This is a genomic window from Nocardia sp. NBC_00881 (assembly GCF_045207455.1).
Lineage (GTDB): Bacteria > Actinomycetota > Actinomycetes > Mycobacteriales > Mycobacteriaceae > Nocardia.
Window position 1 is genome coordinate 4,895,447 of sequence record NZ_CP108798.1, and the last position, 16,549, is coordinate 4,911,995.

Consider the following 16,549-nt stretch of genomic DNA (forward strand, 5'->3'; position numbering starts at 1 on the left):
GTGCCCAACGGCCACTGACCGGCTGTGCCGGGACTGTCACTGCGGATCACCGGATCAATCTACCGTCGCCGCGCGTACCCGACCAACCAACCGTTATAGCTGATACGCATCAACGCAGGCAGGGTGGGTTTCGTCGGTCCGATGATGAGCTGTTGTCGTTCTCACACCGTTCCTCGGCGTGACATCTGGGCACCACCGGGTCAGAAGTGGCGCAGTCGGGCCGGGTTGTAGAGGTGGGATTCGGCGCAGTGCGCGGTGGACCTCAGCGCACGCCCTACCAAGATCACCGCGGCTTGCCGCAATCCGGCAACCTCGACCTGGTCGGCGATATCGATCAGAGTGCCGCGCAGGATCCGCTGTTCGGGCTGGCTGGCTCGGTACACGACGGCCACCGGGCAGTCGGGGCCGTAATCGGTGGCCAGCTCGCCGGCCAGCGCACGGATGCTGGTGATGGCCAGGTGCAGGACCAGGGTGGCGCCGGTGGCGGCGAAGTTCGCCAAAGCTTCCGAATCGGGCATCGCGGTCGAGCGGGCCTGGGTGCGGGTGAGCACGACAGACTGCACGAGTTCGGGCACGGTCAGCTCGGCGCCGAGCAGCGCCGCCGCGGCGGCATAGGCGGGCACACCCGGCGTGACGTCCCATGAGACACCGTGCGCGGCGAGCCTGCGGGTCTGTTCGGTGAGCGCCGAATAGAGCGATGGGTCGCCCGAGCACAACCGGGCCACGTCCTTCCCTGATCGGGTGGCGCGCACCAGATGGCCGGTGATCTGGTCGAGGTCCAGATGCTGGGTGTCGATCAGCTCCGTGTCCGGGGCACAATGCGCCAGCACCTCGGGGTCGAGGTAGGTGCCCGCATAGAGGCACACCGGAGAGCTTCGCAACAGAGTGACCGCTCGCACGGTCAGCAGGTCCGCGGCGCCCGGCCCCGCGCCGATGAAATGCACGGTCATGCGGTGAGTGTATTCAGGCCGTCACCTCGACGTGTGCGATGACCTCGCGGGACACCGGCACCACCAACCCGCCAGGCATGCCGTTGTGCTCCCGAATTCCTCGGCCCGATCCGCACTCGTGTACCGGACGACGATCTCGGTGACGTCGCCAGCTGGTTCGCGGTTCGCCGCGGGCGACCGTGTGTGGCCTATGACTCGGGGTGCCGACCGGCGAAAATACCGCGACTAGATAAGGACGCGGGAGGTTTGCCGGGGCCGATGTGGTCTACCCGGCATTTATCAGCACGTGGTGCCACTGATGAACCCGCTGTTCGGCGAGTCGCAGTCGAAAGCATGCAAGGAGTGATCATCGTGAAGGGTGGAGCACGAATAGCGGCGGGGGTGGGAGTTGGCTACGTCCTGGGCCGCACGCGCAAGATGCGACTGGCGTTGTCGCTGGGAGGCGCGGTATTGGCCAGGCGGTCTTCGGGAGGGCCGCAGGAGCTGCTGCAGCAAGGGACCTCATTGATCCGCTCGTCCCCGGAGCTGACCAAGATCACCGAAACGGTCCGCGCCGAATTGCTCGGTGCGGCGCGGGCGGCGGCGGTCACCGCCGCGAGCAACCGAATCGATTCGTTGAACGCCCGCCTGCAGCAACGAGCCGCGGAAACCGGAGCGGACGAAGAACCCGGAGAGTCTCGAGAGTTCACCTCAGGCCGAGACGAGGATGAATACGACGAAACCTCCGAGGACGACTACGCCGGCGACGACTACGAACGCGAATCCGACGAGGAGGATCTGGAGGACGAGTACCCGGACGAAGAGGGCGAACCGGAAGAGGACATCGACGTCGAGGAGACCGACGAAGACGACGGCGACCAGGAGACCCGGGCGCCCGCCCGTGCCCGGCCGGCGGCACGCACCGGGCGAACCCGAGCCGGCGAGTCCCGCTCACGGGGACCGGACAAGGCGTCCGGCTCCGAAGGCAGGGCGTCGGCTACGCCCGGCCGACGCCGGGTACGCGCCGACGCTGACACCGCCGAGCATGCGCCGGTACGGCGTACGAGGAGGTGAATTCGATGGTGCGGAAATCTCTCGAAGACGTTCCCGGCAAGGTGGGTAAGACCGCGACCGACACGGTGGGCAGAGTCGGCAAGACCGCCACCGACACCGCGGGCCGGGTCGGGAAGACCACCGCCGACACCGCGGGCCGGGTCGGGAAGACCACCGCCGACACCGCGGGCCGGGTCGGGAAGGCCGCGACCGGCGCGGCCGGAAGCGCTCAGCGAAAGGTCCATGATGTCAGCCCCACCGGGCACCTGCAGCAATCGCTGCAGGACCTCGCGGGAACCCTGGCCGGACGTGCGCTGGCCGGGTTCTCGGACACCATGTCCGGTACAGCCGAACGCCTGAACAAGTACGCGGAAGGCGACGGTGGGAATCTGCTGTCGGCGGTGACCGGCATCGAGAAGCTCGCCGAGGGTAAATCGCCGATGCGGGCGGCCATGAGCACCGGAATGGAGGGGATCAAGCACACCGCCAAGGAAACGTTCCAAGGTGTCAAGGAATCACTTGTCGGCGGGAAGGGGAAGGGCTCCGGCGGCAAGAAGCTGAAGGTGGCGAACATCGTCGAACAGGTCGACATCGGCGCTCCGATCCGGCTCACCTACGACCAGTGGACCCAGTTCGCGGACTTCCCGAAGTTCATGAAGAAGGTCGAGCAGGTCGAACAGGTCGCCGACGAAAAACTCGAGTGGACAGGCAAGGTGTTCTGGTCCCGACGGACCTGGCAGTCCACGATCCTCGAGCAGGTGCCGTTCGAGCGGATCGTATGGCGCTCGAAGGGCGACAAGGGCTACATCGACGGCGCGGTGACCTTCCATGAGCTCGCCCCCGATCTGACCCGCGTCATCATGGTGCTCGAATATCACCCCCGCGGATTGTTCGAAAGGACCGCCAACCTCTGGCGTGCAGTCGGCCGCCGGGCCCGCTTGGAGCTGAAGCATTTCCAGCGCCACGTCATGACCGAGAGCCTGCTGCACCCGGACGACATCGAGGGCTGGCACGGCGAGATCCACGACAAGAAAGTCGTCAAGGACGACGAGAGCGCCCGTCGCGAGGAGCAGGACAGCGCCGAAGGCGAGGGGACGGAAGACGAAGACCAGGAACTCGAGGACGAAGTCCCCGAAGAGGAGGAATCCGATGACGAGGAGGGGGAGCCCGAGTCGCCCCGTCGTCGACCCGCGGCCCGGCGCACCGCCACACCCAGAACCCGATCGGGGGACAAGCAAGGAGCACGAACATGACAATCGAACCCGCCAGCCGTGGAGGGGGCGCCGGCACTATGGCCCGCCCGAACTCCTCGGGCCTAGCCGAAGTCATCGACACGATTCTCGACAAGGGATTGGTCATCGACGCGTTCGCGCGGGTGTCGCTGGTCGGCATCGAATTGGTGACCATCGACGCCCGGGTCGTCGTGGCCAGCGTTGACACCTACCTACGGTTCGCCGAGGCAGTCAACCGGCTGGAGATTTCCGACACCGAACCGAAGGGCCTACCCGACCTGGTCGGCGACATCACCGAAGGCGGCGCGAAACACAAGACCAAAGGCGCTATCGAGGCCGCGGGTGAGAAGGTCATGAGCTTTCTCGACGACGTGGAGGACAAGCGCCAAACGGCGAACCGGTCATCGAAGCGAAGGGAGAGATGATGCCCACCCAGCAAGCCACCGCGGCGCCGGACCGCGAACGCGGACAGACCGCCGGGGTGTACGTGTATGGCATCGTGCCGGCCGATGTGCAGCCCGAAGAGCACGCCCCCGCTGTCGGAGATCCGCCGAGCGACGTCTCGACGGTGCGCCACGGCGAGATCGCCGCGCTGGTCAGCGAGATTTCGGTCGATCGGCCACTCGGCACTCCCGACGACCTCACGGCGCACGCGAAACTGTTGGACGGTTCCGCGGCTGTCACCCCGGTGCTGCCGCTCCGGTTCGGAGCGGTCATGTCCGACCCGGACGCAGTGGAGAAGGAACTGCTCGAGGCTCACTACGACGAGTTCCATGCCGCGTTGGAGGAACTGGAGGGTCGCGCGCAGTTCGTGATCAAGGGACGCTACGTCGAGAAGGCGATCCTGCGTGAGTTGGTGAACGAGAACTCCGAGGCGGCGCGGCTGCGGGAGGAAATCCACGACAAGCCCGAAGACGCCACCCGGGATGCCCGGATGGTGTTGGGCGAGATCATCAACCAGGCGATCGAGGCCAAGCGGGCCGAGGACACCCACCGGGTCACAGCCGCGCTCGACGCACTCGAACCCCTTGTCAGCGAGCGGAACCCGACCCATGAGGAAGACGCCGTCCACGTCGCGGTCCTCATCGAAATGTCTCGGCAGGGCGAACTCGAGGAGGCTTTGGGAAGACTCGCCGAGGAATGGGACGGCCGCGTGGAGATAAGTCTGCTCGGCCCGATGGCGGCCTACGACTTCGTGATGAAGCGGGAACCGGCGGGCTGACGCATGGGTCTGCTTTCCTCGATCCTCTCGTTGCCGTTCGCCCCGGTCCGTGGCGTGATCTGGCTGGGTGAAGTGATCCAGGACCAGGTCGAGCAGCAGCTCCACGATCCGGCGATCGTTCGGCGGGAACTGGAGGAGATCGATCAGGCCATGGCAGCGGGTCACCTCTCGAAGGAGGAACACGCGGCCGCGCAGCAGGCGGTCCTCGACCGGATGGTCCGGCCGTCCGTCGGCACGGTACCGCCCGAAGGGAAGGAGTGACCCGCGTGACCGGCAAAACCACCCACGAGTCCGAACCCGCTCCCCTGACCGCGGCGCAGGCCGCCGGTGCGGCGATCGACCACCTCGTGGAGCTGACCGCGAAGGAAGCGCAGGGGGCTACCTCCGTGGAGCCGGCGGACCACGGGTGGACGGTGGAGGTCGAGGTACTCGAGGACCGCCGCATCCCGTCGTCGGCGGACATGATGGCGCTTTACGAGGTGGAGATCGACCTGGACGGGAACCTGTTGGCCTACCGCAGAACCAAGCGCTACAGCCGCGGCAGCAGCGACATCGGCGGAAGGACTCGGACATGACGGTAGCCGGGAGCGGATCGTCGATGCCGCAGCCCTACGGCGGCGGACACCAGTCGACAAACCTCGGCGACATCCTCGAACGGGTTCTGGACAAGGGCCTGGTGATCGCCGGTGACATCCAGGTGAACCTGCTCGACATCGAACTGCTCACCATCAAACTGCGGTTGGTGATCGCGTCGCTGGAGACGGCGAAGGCGGTGGGAATCGACTGGTGGGAGACCGATCCCTGGCTCAACAGCAAAGCCCGCACACTCGAGCGGCAGGATCGGGACCTCGAACTCGAGAACCGCGAACTCCGCGACCGGATCGCCGAACTCGAAGCCGGACGCGACCGCCACACACCCATCGAGCGCGCCCGCCAACCGGCGGAAGAGGAGGACCGTGACTGACGGTGTCGGGGTGTGGCTGTACGCGGTGACGGTCGACGGCGGCACCGCGGACGAGCTGGGCCACGTGACCGGCGTGGCGGGCGAGGCGGTGCGCGTTGTGATCGCGAACGGCTTGGCGGCCGTCGTCGGTACGGTCCCACTCGAGGTTTTCGGGAAGGAACCGCTGCGGCGCAATTTGGAAGATCTGACATGGCTGGAGGCGACGGCCCGGGCCCATGACACCGTCGTCTCCGCTGTCGCGCGACGGGGCCCGGCTGTCCCGCTGCGCCTGGCCACCGTCTACCTCGACGACGACAGAGTTCTCGGTCTGCTCGACGAGCGGCGGACGGACTTCCAGTCGGCCCTCGAGTTGGTGACCGACCGCACGGAGTGGGGCGTCAAAGCCTACGGCGACCGCGACGCCCTTACCGCCGCGGTGGCCGAGGCCAAGGCGACGAGCAGTGACAGAGGCGCAGGCACGGCGTATCTGCTCCGTCGCAAAGCCCAGCTGTCCGCGCGGGAGACCGTCGAACGTGACGCCGCGACGCGTGCCGACGAGATCCATGCGCACCTGGTACGGCATGCCGCCGGCGGCCGACGTCAGGCCGCGACCGATCCCGCGCTGAGTGGCAGGCGGGACTGGATGGTACTCAACGGCACCTATCTGGTGGACGACGAGCGCGCCGACGAGTTCGTCTCGACAGTCAGGGAACTCGGGAAGGAATATCCCGGTATCCGGCTCGAGCTCACCGGCCCGTGGCCACCGTATTCGTTCGCCGGCGTGGAACGGGAGCCCATATGAGGAACGCCGACGGGGAGCGCCGCATCGCCCTCATCGACCTACTGGACCGGGTGCTGGCGGGCGGGGTCGTCATCTCGGGCGACATCAGGCTCTCCCTCGCGGATGTCGACATGGTGCAGATCTCACTGCGGGCTCTCATCTCCTCCATCACTCCCCTTTCCACCAAGCCACTCGAGTCCGCCGCACCGCGCGATGAGCTGGAGCCGCACAGCGATGACTGAATTCGACGGCATTCCACCACATATCGACTCGAATCCGGAATCCGTCGAGCGCGGGCTCGTCACGCTCGTACTCACCCTGGTGGAGTTACTCCGGCAACTGATGGAGCGGCAGGCATTGCGGCGGGTGGATGAAGGCGACCTGAGCGACGCGCAGATCGAGCGGATCGGCACCACCCTGATGCTGCTCGAGGAGCGAATGGAGGAGTTGCGGAACCACTTCGGGCTCACCCCTGAGGATCTCAATATCGACCTCGGACCGCTGGGGACGCTGCTGCCCCGGGAGTGAGGCCCGCATCGGGAAGTCAGGCCGTCGCGTCGAAGTGTGCGATCACTTTCGAGGGCCGGAGCCGGACGACGAGTTCGCCTGGCACGCCATTGCGTTTGCCGAACTCTTCGCCCCGGTCCGCACCCATGTAGCGTCCACCGATCTCGGTGGCGGTGCGCAGCAGTTCGTCCGGGTCCTCGGAGAGCGTCACGGTGCCTTGCAACTGGATCGATGAGTACGGTGGCTCCTCCAGGTCGACGCACACCGCGACGCGCGCATCGCGCGCGAACGCCTTGCCCTTGACGGTGGACTTCCCGGTATTGAAGACCAACGCGTCACCATCGAGGATGAACCAGACCGGCGTGACCAGCGGCCTGCCGTCGGCCGCTACGAACGACACCTTGCCCGTTCGAGTGCCGTGGGTGAGGAATTCGCGCACGTCGGGATCCGAGAGAGAGGCCATCCGTTCACCCTAGGTCGCCGTCGGCTGTAGTGCGCGCATCGACAGCGCATGTCGCGCGGGCAGGTGAGTCGCCGATGGAATCGGCCGGATGGATGTCGAGACCCGGTCGGTACCAGCCGGGTTCCCGCGGAATGGATCGTGACCGCGACGTGCACAACGAGCTCGTCGCGCCGCGGTGTGACCAGTAACTGTCTGGCCTGGTCATCGCAGAGGCGACCCACTGCCAGTGTCGGTCATCGAGCATCCAGCCGGGTGTCGGATTCATAGGATCACTCGTCGCCGGCCGCATCCCGGCCGCTCGAGCACGGACGCGGACCGTTGTCGATCCTGTCACCTCAGGTCACTGCGACAGCCGGAATGCACTCGCGCCGCGCGATCGCGGCCATGATGCCTTGCCGCCGATATGCCGCGGCTGCGGCATGAGTGCAGCGGCGAGCACCGCGCCGGTACCGAACAGGCCGATACAGATCCACATGGCCGCGCGGTAACCGGCACCGAAGGCGATAGCGTCGGTGAGGGGCGCTCGGGAGATTCCCACGAGGCTGGGGATAGCGGCGATGGCGAGCAACTGGGCGATGCGGGCGATCGCATTGTTGACACCGGAGGCGATCCCGGCTTCTTCGGTTGGCACCGCGGCGAATACGGATTCGGTCAGCGGAGCCACGAACACAGCCATGCCCGCGCCGAAGAGAACGACGCCGGGCAGCACCGCGGTCGAATAAGAAGCATGCGTATCGATCTGGGCCAGTAGGACCGATCCCGCGGCGGCCAGCAGCAACCCGATCGTCATCGGCACGCGCGCACCGTGCCGCTGCGCCCACTGCCCCACCCAGGTCGACGACACCAACATGATCGCGGTGATCGGCATCGTCGCCGTCCCTGCCGCTAGGGGTGAATACCCCGCGACGATCTGCAACTGGAGCAGCAGCAGGAACAACACACATCCCAGGGCGGCATACACCGGAAACGTCACCAGATTGACCGTGGTGAACACACGCGAGCTGAACAGCGCCGGCGGAACCAGCGGGTGACGGCTGCGGATCTGCACCAGGACGAACACAGCGAGCAGCGCCACACCGACTAGCTCCATCCATACCCGCGCAGCGATCAACCCGTAGGTCAGCATCCCCAGTCCCGTGACGATTGCGGCGGTTCCGAGCGCATCCAGCCGCGGGGGCGCATGCGGATCCCGGGATTCCGGAACACATCGCACCGAGATGACGGCCACGGCTACCGCCAGCGGAACATTGATCAGGAACACCGAGCGCCACCCTGCCAGCTCCACCAGCCATCCGCCGGCGATCGGCCCGATGGCGCCCGCCACTCCCCCCAGACCCGACCACATTCCGATCGCCGCCCCCTGATCGCGCGGATCGATCGACGCCGAGATCAGCGCCAGACTGCCGGGTGTGATCAACGCACCCGCGACTCCCTGCACCACCCGCGCCGCCACCAGCATCCCGACATCCGACGCAGCACCACACCACGCCGACGCCAGCGCAAAACCCACACTGCCGCAGATGAAGACCGCGCGACGACCGAACCGGTCGCCCAACGCGCCACCCACCAGGATCAGCGACGCCAAGGCGAGGGTATAGCCGCTCACCACCCACTGCAGGTCCACCACATCGGCGCCGAGACCCGAACCGATGTGTGGCGCGGCGATATTGACCACCGTGGCATCGAACGACACCACCGCCGAACCGAGCACGGTCGCCGCGACGATCCTCCGTCCGGCACTCGATCGCAACCGGGGACGCTCGGCAGGCGTCGCCCCGGTCGCCGCAATGACGTCACTCATCTTCTTGCGAGCACCACAGCGAAACGATCGGCGGGATCGGTCCAGCATCGCTGCGGTCGGAAACCGGCCGCCGCGAGTTCCCCGTGGAACGGCGTCAACCGGAACTTCGCCGAGATCTCGGTGCGCATCTGCTCACCGGCGGCGAATTCGATCACGAGATCCAGATCCGCGATGGTGACCGTCATGTCGGCCGTCGCCTCCAGCCGCATCTCGATCCACTCGTTGTCGGCATCCCACACCGCTACGTGCGCGAACCGGTCGGGTTCGAAGTCCGCGCCGAGTCGGTTGTTCACCACCTGCAGGATGTTTCGGTTGAACTCGGCGGTCACGCCGGCGGCATCATCGTAGGCGGGCACCATGACGGCCGGATCGGTCACCAGACCCACGCCCAGCATCAGCTGTTCCCCTGGCTCGAGGACGTCGTACATGCGCCCGAAGAATTCGGCCCGCTCCGCCGGTACCAGATTGCCGAGTGTGCCGCCGAGCAGCACGACGATCCGTGGGCCACAGCGCGGGAGGGAATCCAGTCTGCTCATGAAATCACCGACCACTCCATGAATCTCCAGCCGCGGGAATTCTTCGTTGATCCATCCCACGGCGGCCCGCAAAGCGAACTCGGAGACATCCAGTGGCACATATGAGCGCAACGATCCGTGCTCGCTCAGCGAACTCAGCAGCAGGCGAGTCTTCTCCGATGAACCCGAGCCGAGTTCGACCAGCTCCGCGGCGCCGGACGCCGCGATCGCGATCTCGTCCGCGCCGGCGCGCAGCAGCGCGCGCTCGGTCCGTGTCGGGTAGTACTCGGGCAGTTCGGTGATCGCCTCGAACAGTTTGCTGCCCTGCCCATCGTAGAACCACTTGGAGGGCAGCCATTTTCGTCGTCCCGACAACCCGAGCAGAACGTCCGTACACAGCGCGTCTCGCAGGTCCGCTTCGGTTAGGCGAACATCGACCGTTGGTTCCATGTCGATCGTGGTTTCCTTTCGTGCAAATATCCCAAGCGCATCCCGCTGCGTGGTCGAGTTATTCGCAGCAGAATTCGCTTCCCGGCTTCACTGCGCCGGGGCGAACACATACTTATGGCGGGCCTATTCGTTCCAGAAGCCGACAACCGGGGGCAGCAGTCCGACAATTCCGGTGCATCCGCTTCGGAATCCGAATTCAAAGAGTTTCCACCGCAGGTGCCAAGTCGCGGTTCGATGATGATCGGAAATCCGTGGTTCGCGGCGAATTCCATGACCGCATGCACATCGAGAGAATCACGAAATTCGGGTAAGGCGACATTCCGCGCGACAATTGCGCCGACCATAGATGATTTGTCTCGAAGCCGCATGAAATATTGTGGTCGATCACCCGGGATGTCCGACTCCGCGCGCAACTCGGCGACCGCCATGAGGGCGGATTCGCGCCCTACGACAATGCGTTCCAGCGCCGCGAACCGGGCCGCCGGGTCGCGCTTCGCGGCCTGTACGAGAGTTATGTCGCCAAGGACCGCGACAGCGGCCGTCGCACACTTAGGCATATCCCCGAGCACCCGGCTCGCGTATACGTAGGCAACAAGAGTGATACCGTGGTCGATACATTCGGTATACGGAACGTCGACGCCGCTTACTCGATAGTTCACGGTCACGTGTGGCTGCACGGGTTCCTCCGCTTGAAGCCGGAACACTGAAGTCGATATGACGCCGGAAACGAAGACAGAATTACGCCTCCGCCAACGCCCGGCAGCGATGCGGAGAAACATCTGGCTGATCGACTAGCTACAGTGGCCCACAAGCTCCGGTTCGTACCTCATGCAGATAAGTATGCAACTCCCCACTGCTGGCAAATGTTCCCTACCATGAGAAATGCGGATAGGTCAGTCGGGTTGTATGCTTTTGGGATTTCGATCACGAGAGAGCAGCGCCAGCGAGTATGAGAACACCATAATCGGAGCATTGCCGTGCATTCACCGAGGTTGCCATTGGCCGCCACCACACTTGCCGCGCCGCAGAATGTGATCTGGATCACAGTCTATGCAGCCGAACGCGGCACCCACCCGTGACGCCATGAGGCACCGGCCGAGCCGGGCAGCGCAGGTCTCGAATCCGCGTCAGCCGTGGCGGCCGAGGAGGGTGGGGCGCAGGTCCGCGACCACGGCGCGGATGGCGTCTACGACGGCGGACACCTCGGGGCGGCGGAGGGTTTCCTTCCTGGCGACCAGCCAGTAGCCGAGGGTGACCGTTACCGAGTCGGCGAGTACGCGGACGAGGTCGGGGTGCCGGTCGGCCATGAAGCATGGCAGCAGGCCGAGACCCGCGGACGCGCGGGTCGCCTCCACGTGCACGAAAACATTGGTGGAGGTGACGGATTCGCGCATCGCTGGTACGAAGCTGGAGGCCAGGTCGAGGTCGTCGACCTGGAGCATGGAATCGATGAAGTACACCAGCGGATGCGCGGCCAGGTTGTCGATCGTTGCCGGAGTGCCGTGTTCGCGCAGGTATTCGCGCGAGCCGTAGAGGCCGAGAGAGTAGTCGGCCAGTCGCGTGGCGGTCGCGCGATGCACCTGCGGCTCCCCGACTACCACCTCGAGGTCGAGTCCCGAACGCTGTTGCGACGCGCGCCTGGTCGTCGCCACGATCTCGACCGCGATCTTCGGATGTCGCCGCTGCACCTCGGCGGCCGCGGGCGCGGCGATGTAGGCGCTGAATCCGTCGGTCGCCGAGATCCGGACCACCCCCTCCAGCAGCCGGTCGCCACCCGCGTCGGCGGCAAGGGATTTCACGGCCGACTCCACCGCCTCGGCCGCGGCCAGCGCCTCCTTGCCGAGATCGGTCAGTTCCCAGCCACCGGTTACCCGGGTGAGCACCCGGCCGCCGAGGGTCTGCTCCAGCGCCGCTATGCGCCGCGAGATCGTCGTGTGGTTGATACCGAGTTCTTCTGCGGCGGTGACGAATCGGCCGGAACGCCCGACCGCCAGGAGTACGAGTAGGTCATCCGCGCTGGGACGACCAGCGGAGGCCGGGCGCATACCTGCATCTTTGCAGATGCACACTGCATTACTGGTCATTGCGGCGTATTTCATCTGCACGAATACTCTGTTCAGCCAGAGATTGTGGGGGTCGTCACATCGCGACCCGATGTGCGACCCCCGGCACGAAGGAGAGTTCGATGAGGAGCGCCGAAAGCCGCGGGCCGAACGCGGAAATTCCGAGGGGCGAGGACCCCGGCGGTACGACGAACGGCCTGAAGCGGGTGGTAGCCGCGTCGATGGCGGGCACGGTCGTCGAATGGTATGAGTTCTTCCTCTACGGCACCGCCGCCACGCTCGTGTTCAGCAAGGTCTTCTTCGCGAAGGACACCAGCGATCTGGACGCCATCCTCGCCGCCTTCGTGACCTACGCCGTCGGTTTCGCCGCGCGCCCACTGGGCGGCGTCGTCTTCGGGCACTTCGGCGACAAGTACGGCCGCAAGAAGCTGCTGCAGTTCAGCCTGGTGCTGGTGGGCGCAGCGACGTTTCTGATGGGCTGTCTGCCGACCTTCGCGCAGATCGGCTACTGGGCGCCCGCGCTGCTGGTCTTGCTGCGCTTCATCCAGGGTTTCGCGGTCGGCGGGGAATGGGGCGGCGCGGTCCTGCTGGTGGCCGAGCACAGTCCGAGCCGAAGCCGGGGCTTCTGGGCGAGCTGGCCGCAGGCAGGCGTGCCCGCAGGCAACCTGCTGGCGACGATGGTGTTGCTCGTGCTCACCTCGACGCTCTCGGACGCGGCGTTCCTCAGCTGGGGCTGGCGGGTGGCGTTCTGGCTCTCCGCGGTGGTGGTGCTGGTCGGCTATTACATCCGCACGAAGATCACCGACGCGCCCATTTTCGTCGCCGCGCAGCGGGAGGCCGAGCAGATCAAGGCGACCTCGCTCAGCGTCGTCGAGGTGCTGCGCCGCTATCCGCGCGGCGTGCTCACCGCCATGGGCCTGCGCTTCGGCGAGAACGTCATGTACTACCTGGTGGTCACCTTCACCATCACCTACCTCAAGGTGCAGGTACACGTGAACACCCAGGTGATCCTGTGGTGGCTGCTCGCCGCGCACGCGGTGCACTTCGTGATGGTCCCACTCGCGGGCAAAATGTCCGACCGCTTCGGCAGACGACCGGTCTACTTCGTCGGGGCGCTGGCCGCGGGCACCTGGGGCTTCTTCGCCTTTCCGATGATGGACAGCGGCCACAACGTGATCATCCTGTCCGCCATCATCATCGGCTTGGTCTTCCACGCGCTGATGTACGCGGGACAGCCCGCGATCATGGCGGAGATGTTCCCCACCCGGATGCGCTATTCCGGCGTGTCCCTGGGCTATCAGGTCACCTCGATCGTGGCCGGGTCGCTGGCCCCGATCATCGCTGTCCGGCTGCTCAACACCTACCACTCCGCGGTGCCGATCGCCTGGTACCTGGCGGGCGCGGCCGCGGTCACCGCGATCGCGGTGCTCGTGGCCAAGGAAACGAAAGGACTGACCTTGGAAAGCGTCGACCTCGCGGACGCCGCAAGCCTCGGCGGACACCCCGCCACGGTGTCGGTGCGATGAGCGACCTCGACGGGCGTTCGGCCCTGGTCACCGGCGGCGCGAGCGGCATAGGCGCGGCATGCGCGCGGGAGCTGGCGGCACGTGGCGCCCAGGTCACCGTCGCCGACATCGACGATGTCGGCGCCAAAGCCGTCGCCCGCGAGCTGGGCGGAAAGTCCTGGGCGGTGGACCTGCTCGACGTCGATGCACTGGAATCGCTGGAGCTGGAGACCGACATCTTGGTGAACAACGCCGGGGTGCAGCACATCAGCCCGATCGAGGACTTCGCGCCGCGCCGGTTCCGCGAATTGCTCACGCTGATGGTCGAGGCGCCGTTCCTGGTGGTACGCGCGGCCCTGCCGCACATGTATCGGCAGGGCTTCGGCCGGATCGTCAACATCTCCTCGGTGCACGGCCTACGGGCCTCGGAGTACAAGGTCGCATACGTGACGGCCAAGCACGGGCTCGAAGGGCTGTCGAAGGTGACCGCGCTGGAAGGTGGCCGCCACGGCGTGACGAGCAATTGCGTCAGTCCCGGCTACGTCCGAACGCCGTTGGTGGACAAGCAGATCGCCGACCAGGCCGTCGCGCACGGCATCGCCGAGCAGGAGGTGCTGGAGAAAATCCTGCTCACCGAGAGCGCTATCAAGCGCCTCGTCGAGCCGGAGGAGGTCGCGGCACTGGTGGGCTGGCTCGCGTCGCCGTGGGCCGGCATGGTCACCGGCGCCTCCTACACGATGGACGGCGGTTGGAGCGCGCGATGAGGGCGCGCTCAACCGAGGGCGGCCAGCGCCATGCTGCGCAGCACCGGGCGGGCACGGACGGCGGTCGCCATTGTCGCGCTGTGCGGTGTGGAGTTGATCAGGCCGAAGGCGGCGTGGGCCTGCACCCGCGCCGTCTCCTCGGGTAGGTCTTGGTGCAGCTCGCGCAATACCGCGACCCAGATCTCCACGTACTGTCGCTGGGTGCGGCGAATCTCGCGGCGGGCGGAGGCAGGCACATTGTCCAGGTCGCGGTCCTGGATGCGGATCAGCTCCGGCTCGCCGAGCGCGAAGTCCAGGTGGTGGTCGACCAGCCCGGCCAGCGCGTCCCCCGCGGATTCGGTCGCCGCGACCACCGCCTTACCGCCGGCGAGCAGCCGCTGACTGACCCCGACGAGCAATTCGACCAGCAGCGCCTCCTTGTTCGGGAAGTGCCGATAGACGGCCGGGCCGCTGATTCCGACGGCGGCGCCGAGGTCGTCGAGGCGCATGCCGAAGAAGCCGCGGTCGGCGATGAGCCGGGCTCCTGCCTCCAGCAATTGCGCACGGCGCTGCGCTTTCAACTGCTCGCGACGGGTGAGCGCAATAGGGTCGGCGCTGGTCACATGCGCTCCTTTCGCCCGATCTGGACATCTCGGTTAATCAAGACTAACCTGAATTCCAGTTATCGGCGACTAACTGGATGGCAGGATGGCGTGATGACCGTTCCCGAAGAGGCCGCCGAGCTCCGTGCCGCGCACGCGGCACTGGCCGACGACCTACGCGCCCGGCTGGCCGCAGCGGCGCTCGGTGGGCCCGCGAAGGCGCGCGATCGCCACGTCGCGCGGGGCAAGCTGCTGCCCAGGCAGCGGGTGGACCAACTGCTCGACCCGGGCAGCCCGTTCCTCGAACTCTCCCCGCTGGCCGCGACCGGGATGTACGGCGACGAGTCCCCGGGCGCCGGGATCATCACCGGGATCGGGCGAGTGTCCGGCCGCGAATGCGTGATCGTGGCCAACGACGCCACGGTCAAGGGCGGCACCTACTACCCCATGACGGTGAAGAAGCATCTGCGCGCGCAGGAGATCGCGCTACAGAACCGGCTGCCCTGCCTGTACCTGGTCGATTCCGGGGGAGCGTATCTGCCGCGCCAAGACGAGGTGTTCCCCGACCGGGAGCATTTCGGGCGCATCTTCTACAACCAGGCGACCATGAGCGCCACAGGGATTCCGCAGATCGCCGCGGTGCTCGGCTCGTGCACCGCCGGTGGCGCCTACGTGCCCGCGATGAGCGACGAGGCCGTGATCGTGCGCAACCAGGGCACCATCTTCCTCGGCGGCCCGCCGCTGGTGAAGGCGGCGACCGGCGAGGTGGTCACCGCCGAGGAGCTGGGCGGCGGCGAATTGCACTCACGTACATCGGGTGTCACCGACCACCTGGCCGAGGACGATCAGGATGCGCTGCGCATCGTGCGCCGTATCGTGGCCACGCTCGGGCCGCGCCCGCCGAGTCCATGGGAGGTGCTGCCCACCGCCGCGCCCGCCGCGCCGGAATCCGAGCTGTACGACATCGTTCCGGTCGACCTGCGCACACCCTATGACGTGCGCGAGGTCATCCTCCGCCTGGTCGACGGAAGTGGTCACGCCGAGAGTGGTTTCCACGAGTTCAAGGCCGAATACGGCAAGACTCTGGTCACCGGCTTCGCGCGCATCCACGGGCATCCCGTGGGCATCGTCGCCAACAACGGCGTGCTGTTCAGCGAATCTGCCATGAAAGGCGCGCATTTCATCGAGCTGTGCGACAAGCGAAAGATCCCGCTGCTGTTCCTGCAGAACATCACCGGGTTCATGGTCGGCCGCGACTACGAAGCGGGCGGCATCGCGAAGCACGGCGCCAAGATGGTCACCGCCGTGGCCTGCGCGCGGGTACCGAAGCTGACCGTGGTGATCGGCGGTTCCTACGGCGCGGGCAATTACTCGATGTGCGGGCGCGCGTATTCGCCGCGGTTCCTGTGGATGTGGCCCAACGCCAGAATCTCGGTGATGGGCGGCGAGCAGGCGGCCTCGGTGCTGTCGACGGTGCGCGGTGATCGGCTCGACAGCAGCGGGCAGCCCTGGTCCCGCCCGGGTGGGGATAGGGAGGGAGCAGACGCCGACGCGGAGGCGTTCAAGGCGCGGATCCGGGAGCAGTACGAGAGCCAGGGCAACCCCTACTACTCGACCGCCCGCCTCTGGGACGACGGTGTGATCGACCCCGCGGACACCAGAACTGTACTCGGACTTGCCCTTTCGGTGTGTGCGCAGGCGCCGCTCGAACCCGTTTCCTACGGCGTATTCCGGATGTGA

General features: G+C 66.4%; 19 protein-coding genes. 13 read left to right on the forward strand and 6 right to left on the reverse strand.

The genetic code is table 11. From position 1 onward, the window contains the following. Positions 1 to 200: 200 nt before the first annotated feature. Positions 201 to 950 (reverse strand): precorrin-4 C(11)-methyltransferase, encoded by a 750-nt coding sequence (gene cobM / locus OH799_RS20520; protein ID WP_406266503.1) that lies wholly within the window; start codon positions 948 to 950, stop codon positions 201 to 203. Between the two features lie 351 nt (positions 951 to 1,301). Here cobM and OH799_RS20525 point away from each other — a divergent pair, with 351 nt between their 5' ends. From OH799_RS20525 to OH799_RS20570, 10 genes are read left to right on the forward strand one after another with little or no spacing between them, the layout of a single operon-like run. Next, positions 1,302 to 2,003 carry a hypothetical protein gene (locus tag OH799_RS20525; RefSeq protein ID WP_406266506.1) on the forward strand — a complete coding sequence of 234 codons (702 nt, stop codon included), beginning with the start codon at positions 1,302 to 1,304 and terminating at the stop codon, positions 2,001 to 2,003. A gap of 5 nt (positions 2,004 to 2,008) precedes the next feature. Beyond that, positions 2,009 to 3,235, forward strand: coding sequence for an SRPBCC family protein (locus OH799_RS20530; protein WP_406266509.1), 1,227 nt, complete (start codon positions 2,009 to 2,011; stop codon positions 3,233 to 3,235). Beyond that, complete coding sequence (gene gvpJ / locus OH799_RS20535) at positions 3,232 to 3,639, forward strand: gas vesicle protein GvpJ (RefSeq protein WP_406266512.1); 408 nt, start codon at positions 3,232 to 3,234, stop codon at positions 3,637 to 3,639. Before OH799_RS20530 ends, gvpJ begins: the two co-directional genes overlap by 4 nt. Beyond that, positions 3,636 to 4,436, forward strand: coding sequence for a GvpL/GvpF family gas vesicle protein (locus OH799_RS20540; RefSeq protein ID WP_406266515.1), 801 nt, complete (start codon positions 3,636 to 3,638; stop codon positions 4,434 to 4,436). Before gvpJ ends, OH799_RS20540 begins: the two co-directional genes overlap by 4 nt. Positions 4,437 to 4,439: 3 nt before the next feature. Further along, on the forward strand, positions 4,440 to 4,697 hold the full coding sequence (locus OH799_RS20545; RefSeq protein WP_406266517.1) for a gas vesicle protein GvpG: 258 nt from the start codon (positions 4,440 to 4,442) through the stop codon (positions 4,695 to 4,697). 5 nt (positions 4,698 to 4,702) lie between these two features. After that, positions 4,703 to 5,011, forward strand: a complete 309-nt coding sequence (locus OH799_RS20550) for a gas vesicle protein (protein WP_406266520.1) — start codon at positions 4,703 to 4,705, stop codon at positions 5,009 to 5,011. After that, positions 5,008 to 5,400 (forward strand): gas vesicle protein, encoded by a 393-nt coding sequence (locus OH799_RS20555; protein ID WP_406266524.1) that lies wholly within the window; start codon positions 5,008 to 5,010, stop codon positions 5,398 to 5,400. Before OH799_RS20550 ends, OH799_RS20555 begins: the two co-directional genes overlap by 4 nt. After that, positions 5,393 to 6,181 (forward strand): GvpL/GvpF family gas vesicle protein, encoded by a 789-nt coding sequence (locus OH799_RS20560; protein ID WP_406266527.1) that lies wholly within the window; start codon positions 5,393 to 5,395, stop codon positions 6,179 to 6,181. The genes OH799_RS20555 and OH799_RS20560 overlap by 8 nt, the downstream gene beginning before the upstream one ends. After that, on the forward strand, positions 6,178 to 6,402 hold the full coding sequence (locus tag OH799_RS20565) for a gas vesicle protein (RefSeq protein WP_406266530.1): 225 nt from the start codon (positions 6,178 to 6,180) through the stop codon (positions 6,400 to 6,402). Before OH799_RS20560 ends, OH799_RS20565 begins: the two co-directional genes overlap by 4 nt. Further along, the gene (locus OH799_RS20570; protein WP_327110290.1) at positions 6,395 to 6,688 is read left to right on the forward strand and encodes a gas vesicle protein K; all 294 of its coding nucleotides are present in this window, start codon (positions 6,395 to 6,397) and stop codon (positions 6,686 to 6,688) included. The genes OH799_RS20565 and OH799_RS20570 overlap by 8 nt, the downstream gene beginning before the upstream one ends. A 16-nt stretch (positions 6,689 to 6,704) precedes the next feature. Here OH799_RS20570 and OH799_RS20575 read toward each other — a convergent pair whose 3' ends face one another. The 4 genes from OH799_RS20575 to OH799_RS20590 all read right to left on the reverse strand — a co-directional run bounded on the left by OH799_RS20575 (position 6,705) and on the right by OH799_RS20590 (position 11,980). Beyond that, complete coding sequence (locus OH799_RS20575) at positions 6,705 to 7,130, reverse strand: PPOX class F420-dependent oxidoreductase (protein WP_406266534.1); 426 nt, start codon at positions 7,128 to 7,130, stop codon at positions 6,705 to 6,707. A gap of 340 nt (positions 7,131 to 7,470) precedes the next feature. Continuing rightward, positions 7,471 to 8,931 carry an MFS transporter gene (locus OH799_RS20580; protein ID WP_406266537.1) on the reverse strand — a complete coding sequence of 487 codons (1,461 nt, stop codon included), beginning with the start codon at positions 8,929 to 8,931 and terminating at the stop codon, positions 7,471 to 7,473. Next, entirely contained in the window at positions 8,928 to 9,902 is a 975-nt protein-coding gene (egtD, locus tag OH799_RS20585; RefSeq protein ID WP_406282302.1) for an L-histidine N(alpha)-methyltransferase, read from the reverse strand. The genes OH799_RS20580 and egtD overlap by 4 nt, the downstream gene beginning before the upstream one ends. 1,121 nt (positions 9,903 to 11,023) lie before the next feature. Further along, positions 11,024 to 11,980 (reverse strand): LysR family transcriptional regulator, encoded by a 957-nt coding sequence (locus tag OH799_RS20590; protein WP_406266540.1) that lies wholly within the window; start codon positions 11,978 to 11,980, stop codon positions 11,024 to 11,026. 101 nt (positions 11,981 to 12,081) lie between these two features. Here OH799_RS20590 and OH799_RS20595 point away from each other — a divergent pair, with 101 nt between their 5' ends. Continuing rightward, positions 12,082 to 13,485, forward strand: coding sequence for an MFS transporter (locus OH799_RS20595; RefSeq protein WP_406266543.1), 1,404 nt, complete (start codon positions 12,082 to 12,084; stop codon positions 13,483 to 13,485). Continuing rightward, positions 13,482 to 14,228 carry a 3-hydroxybutyrate dehydrogenase gene (locus OH799_RS20600; RefSeq protein ID WP_406266546.1) on the forward strand — a complete coding sequence of 249 codons (747 nt, stop codon included), beginning with the start codon at positions 13,482 to 13,484 and terminating at the stop codon, positions 14,226 to 14,228. The genes OH799_RS20595 and OH799_RS20600 overlap by 4 nt, the downstream gene beginning before the upstream one ends. Before the next feature lie 8 nt (positions 14,229 to 14,236). On the opposite strand, the gene OH799_RS20605 is transcribed toward OH799_RS20600, so the two are convergent. Beyond that, positions 14,237 to 14,830, reverse strand: a complete 594-nt coding sequence (locus tag OH799_RS20605; RefSeq protein WP_406266549.1) for a TetR/AcrR family transcriptional regulator — start codon at positions 14,828 to 14,830, stop codon at positions 14,237 to 14,239. 93 nt (positions 14,831 to 14,923) lie between these two features. Here OH799_RS20605 and OH799_RS20610 point away from each other — a divergent pair, with 93 nt between their 5' ends. Beyond that, positions 14,924 to 16,549 carry a carboxyl transferase domain-containing protein gene (locus OH799_RS20610; protein ID WP_406266552.1) on the forward strand — a complete coding sequence of 542 codons (1,626 nt, stop codon included), beginning with the start codon at positions 14,924 to 14,926 and terminating at the stop codon, positions 16,547 to 16,549.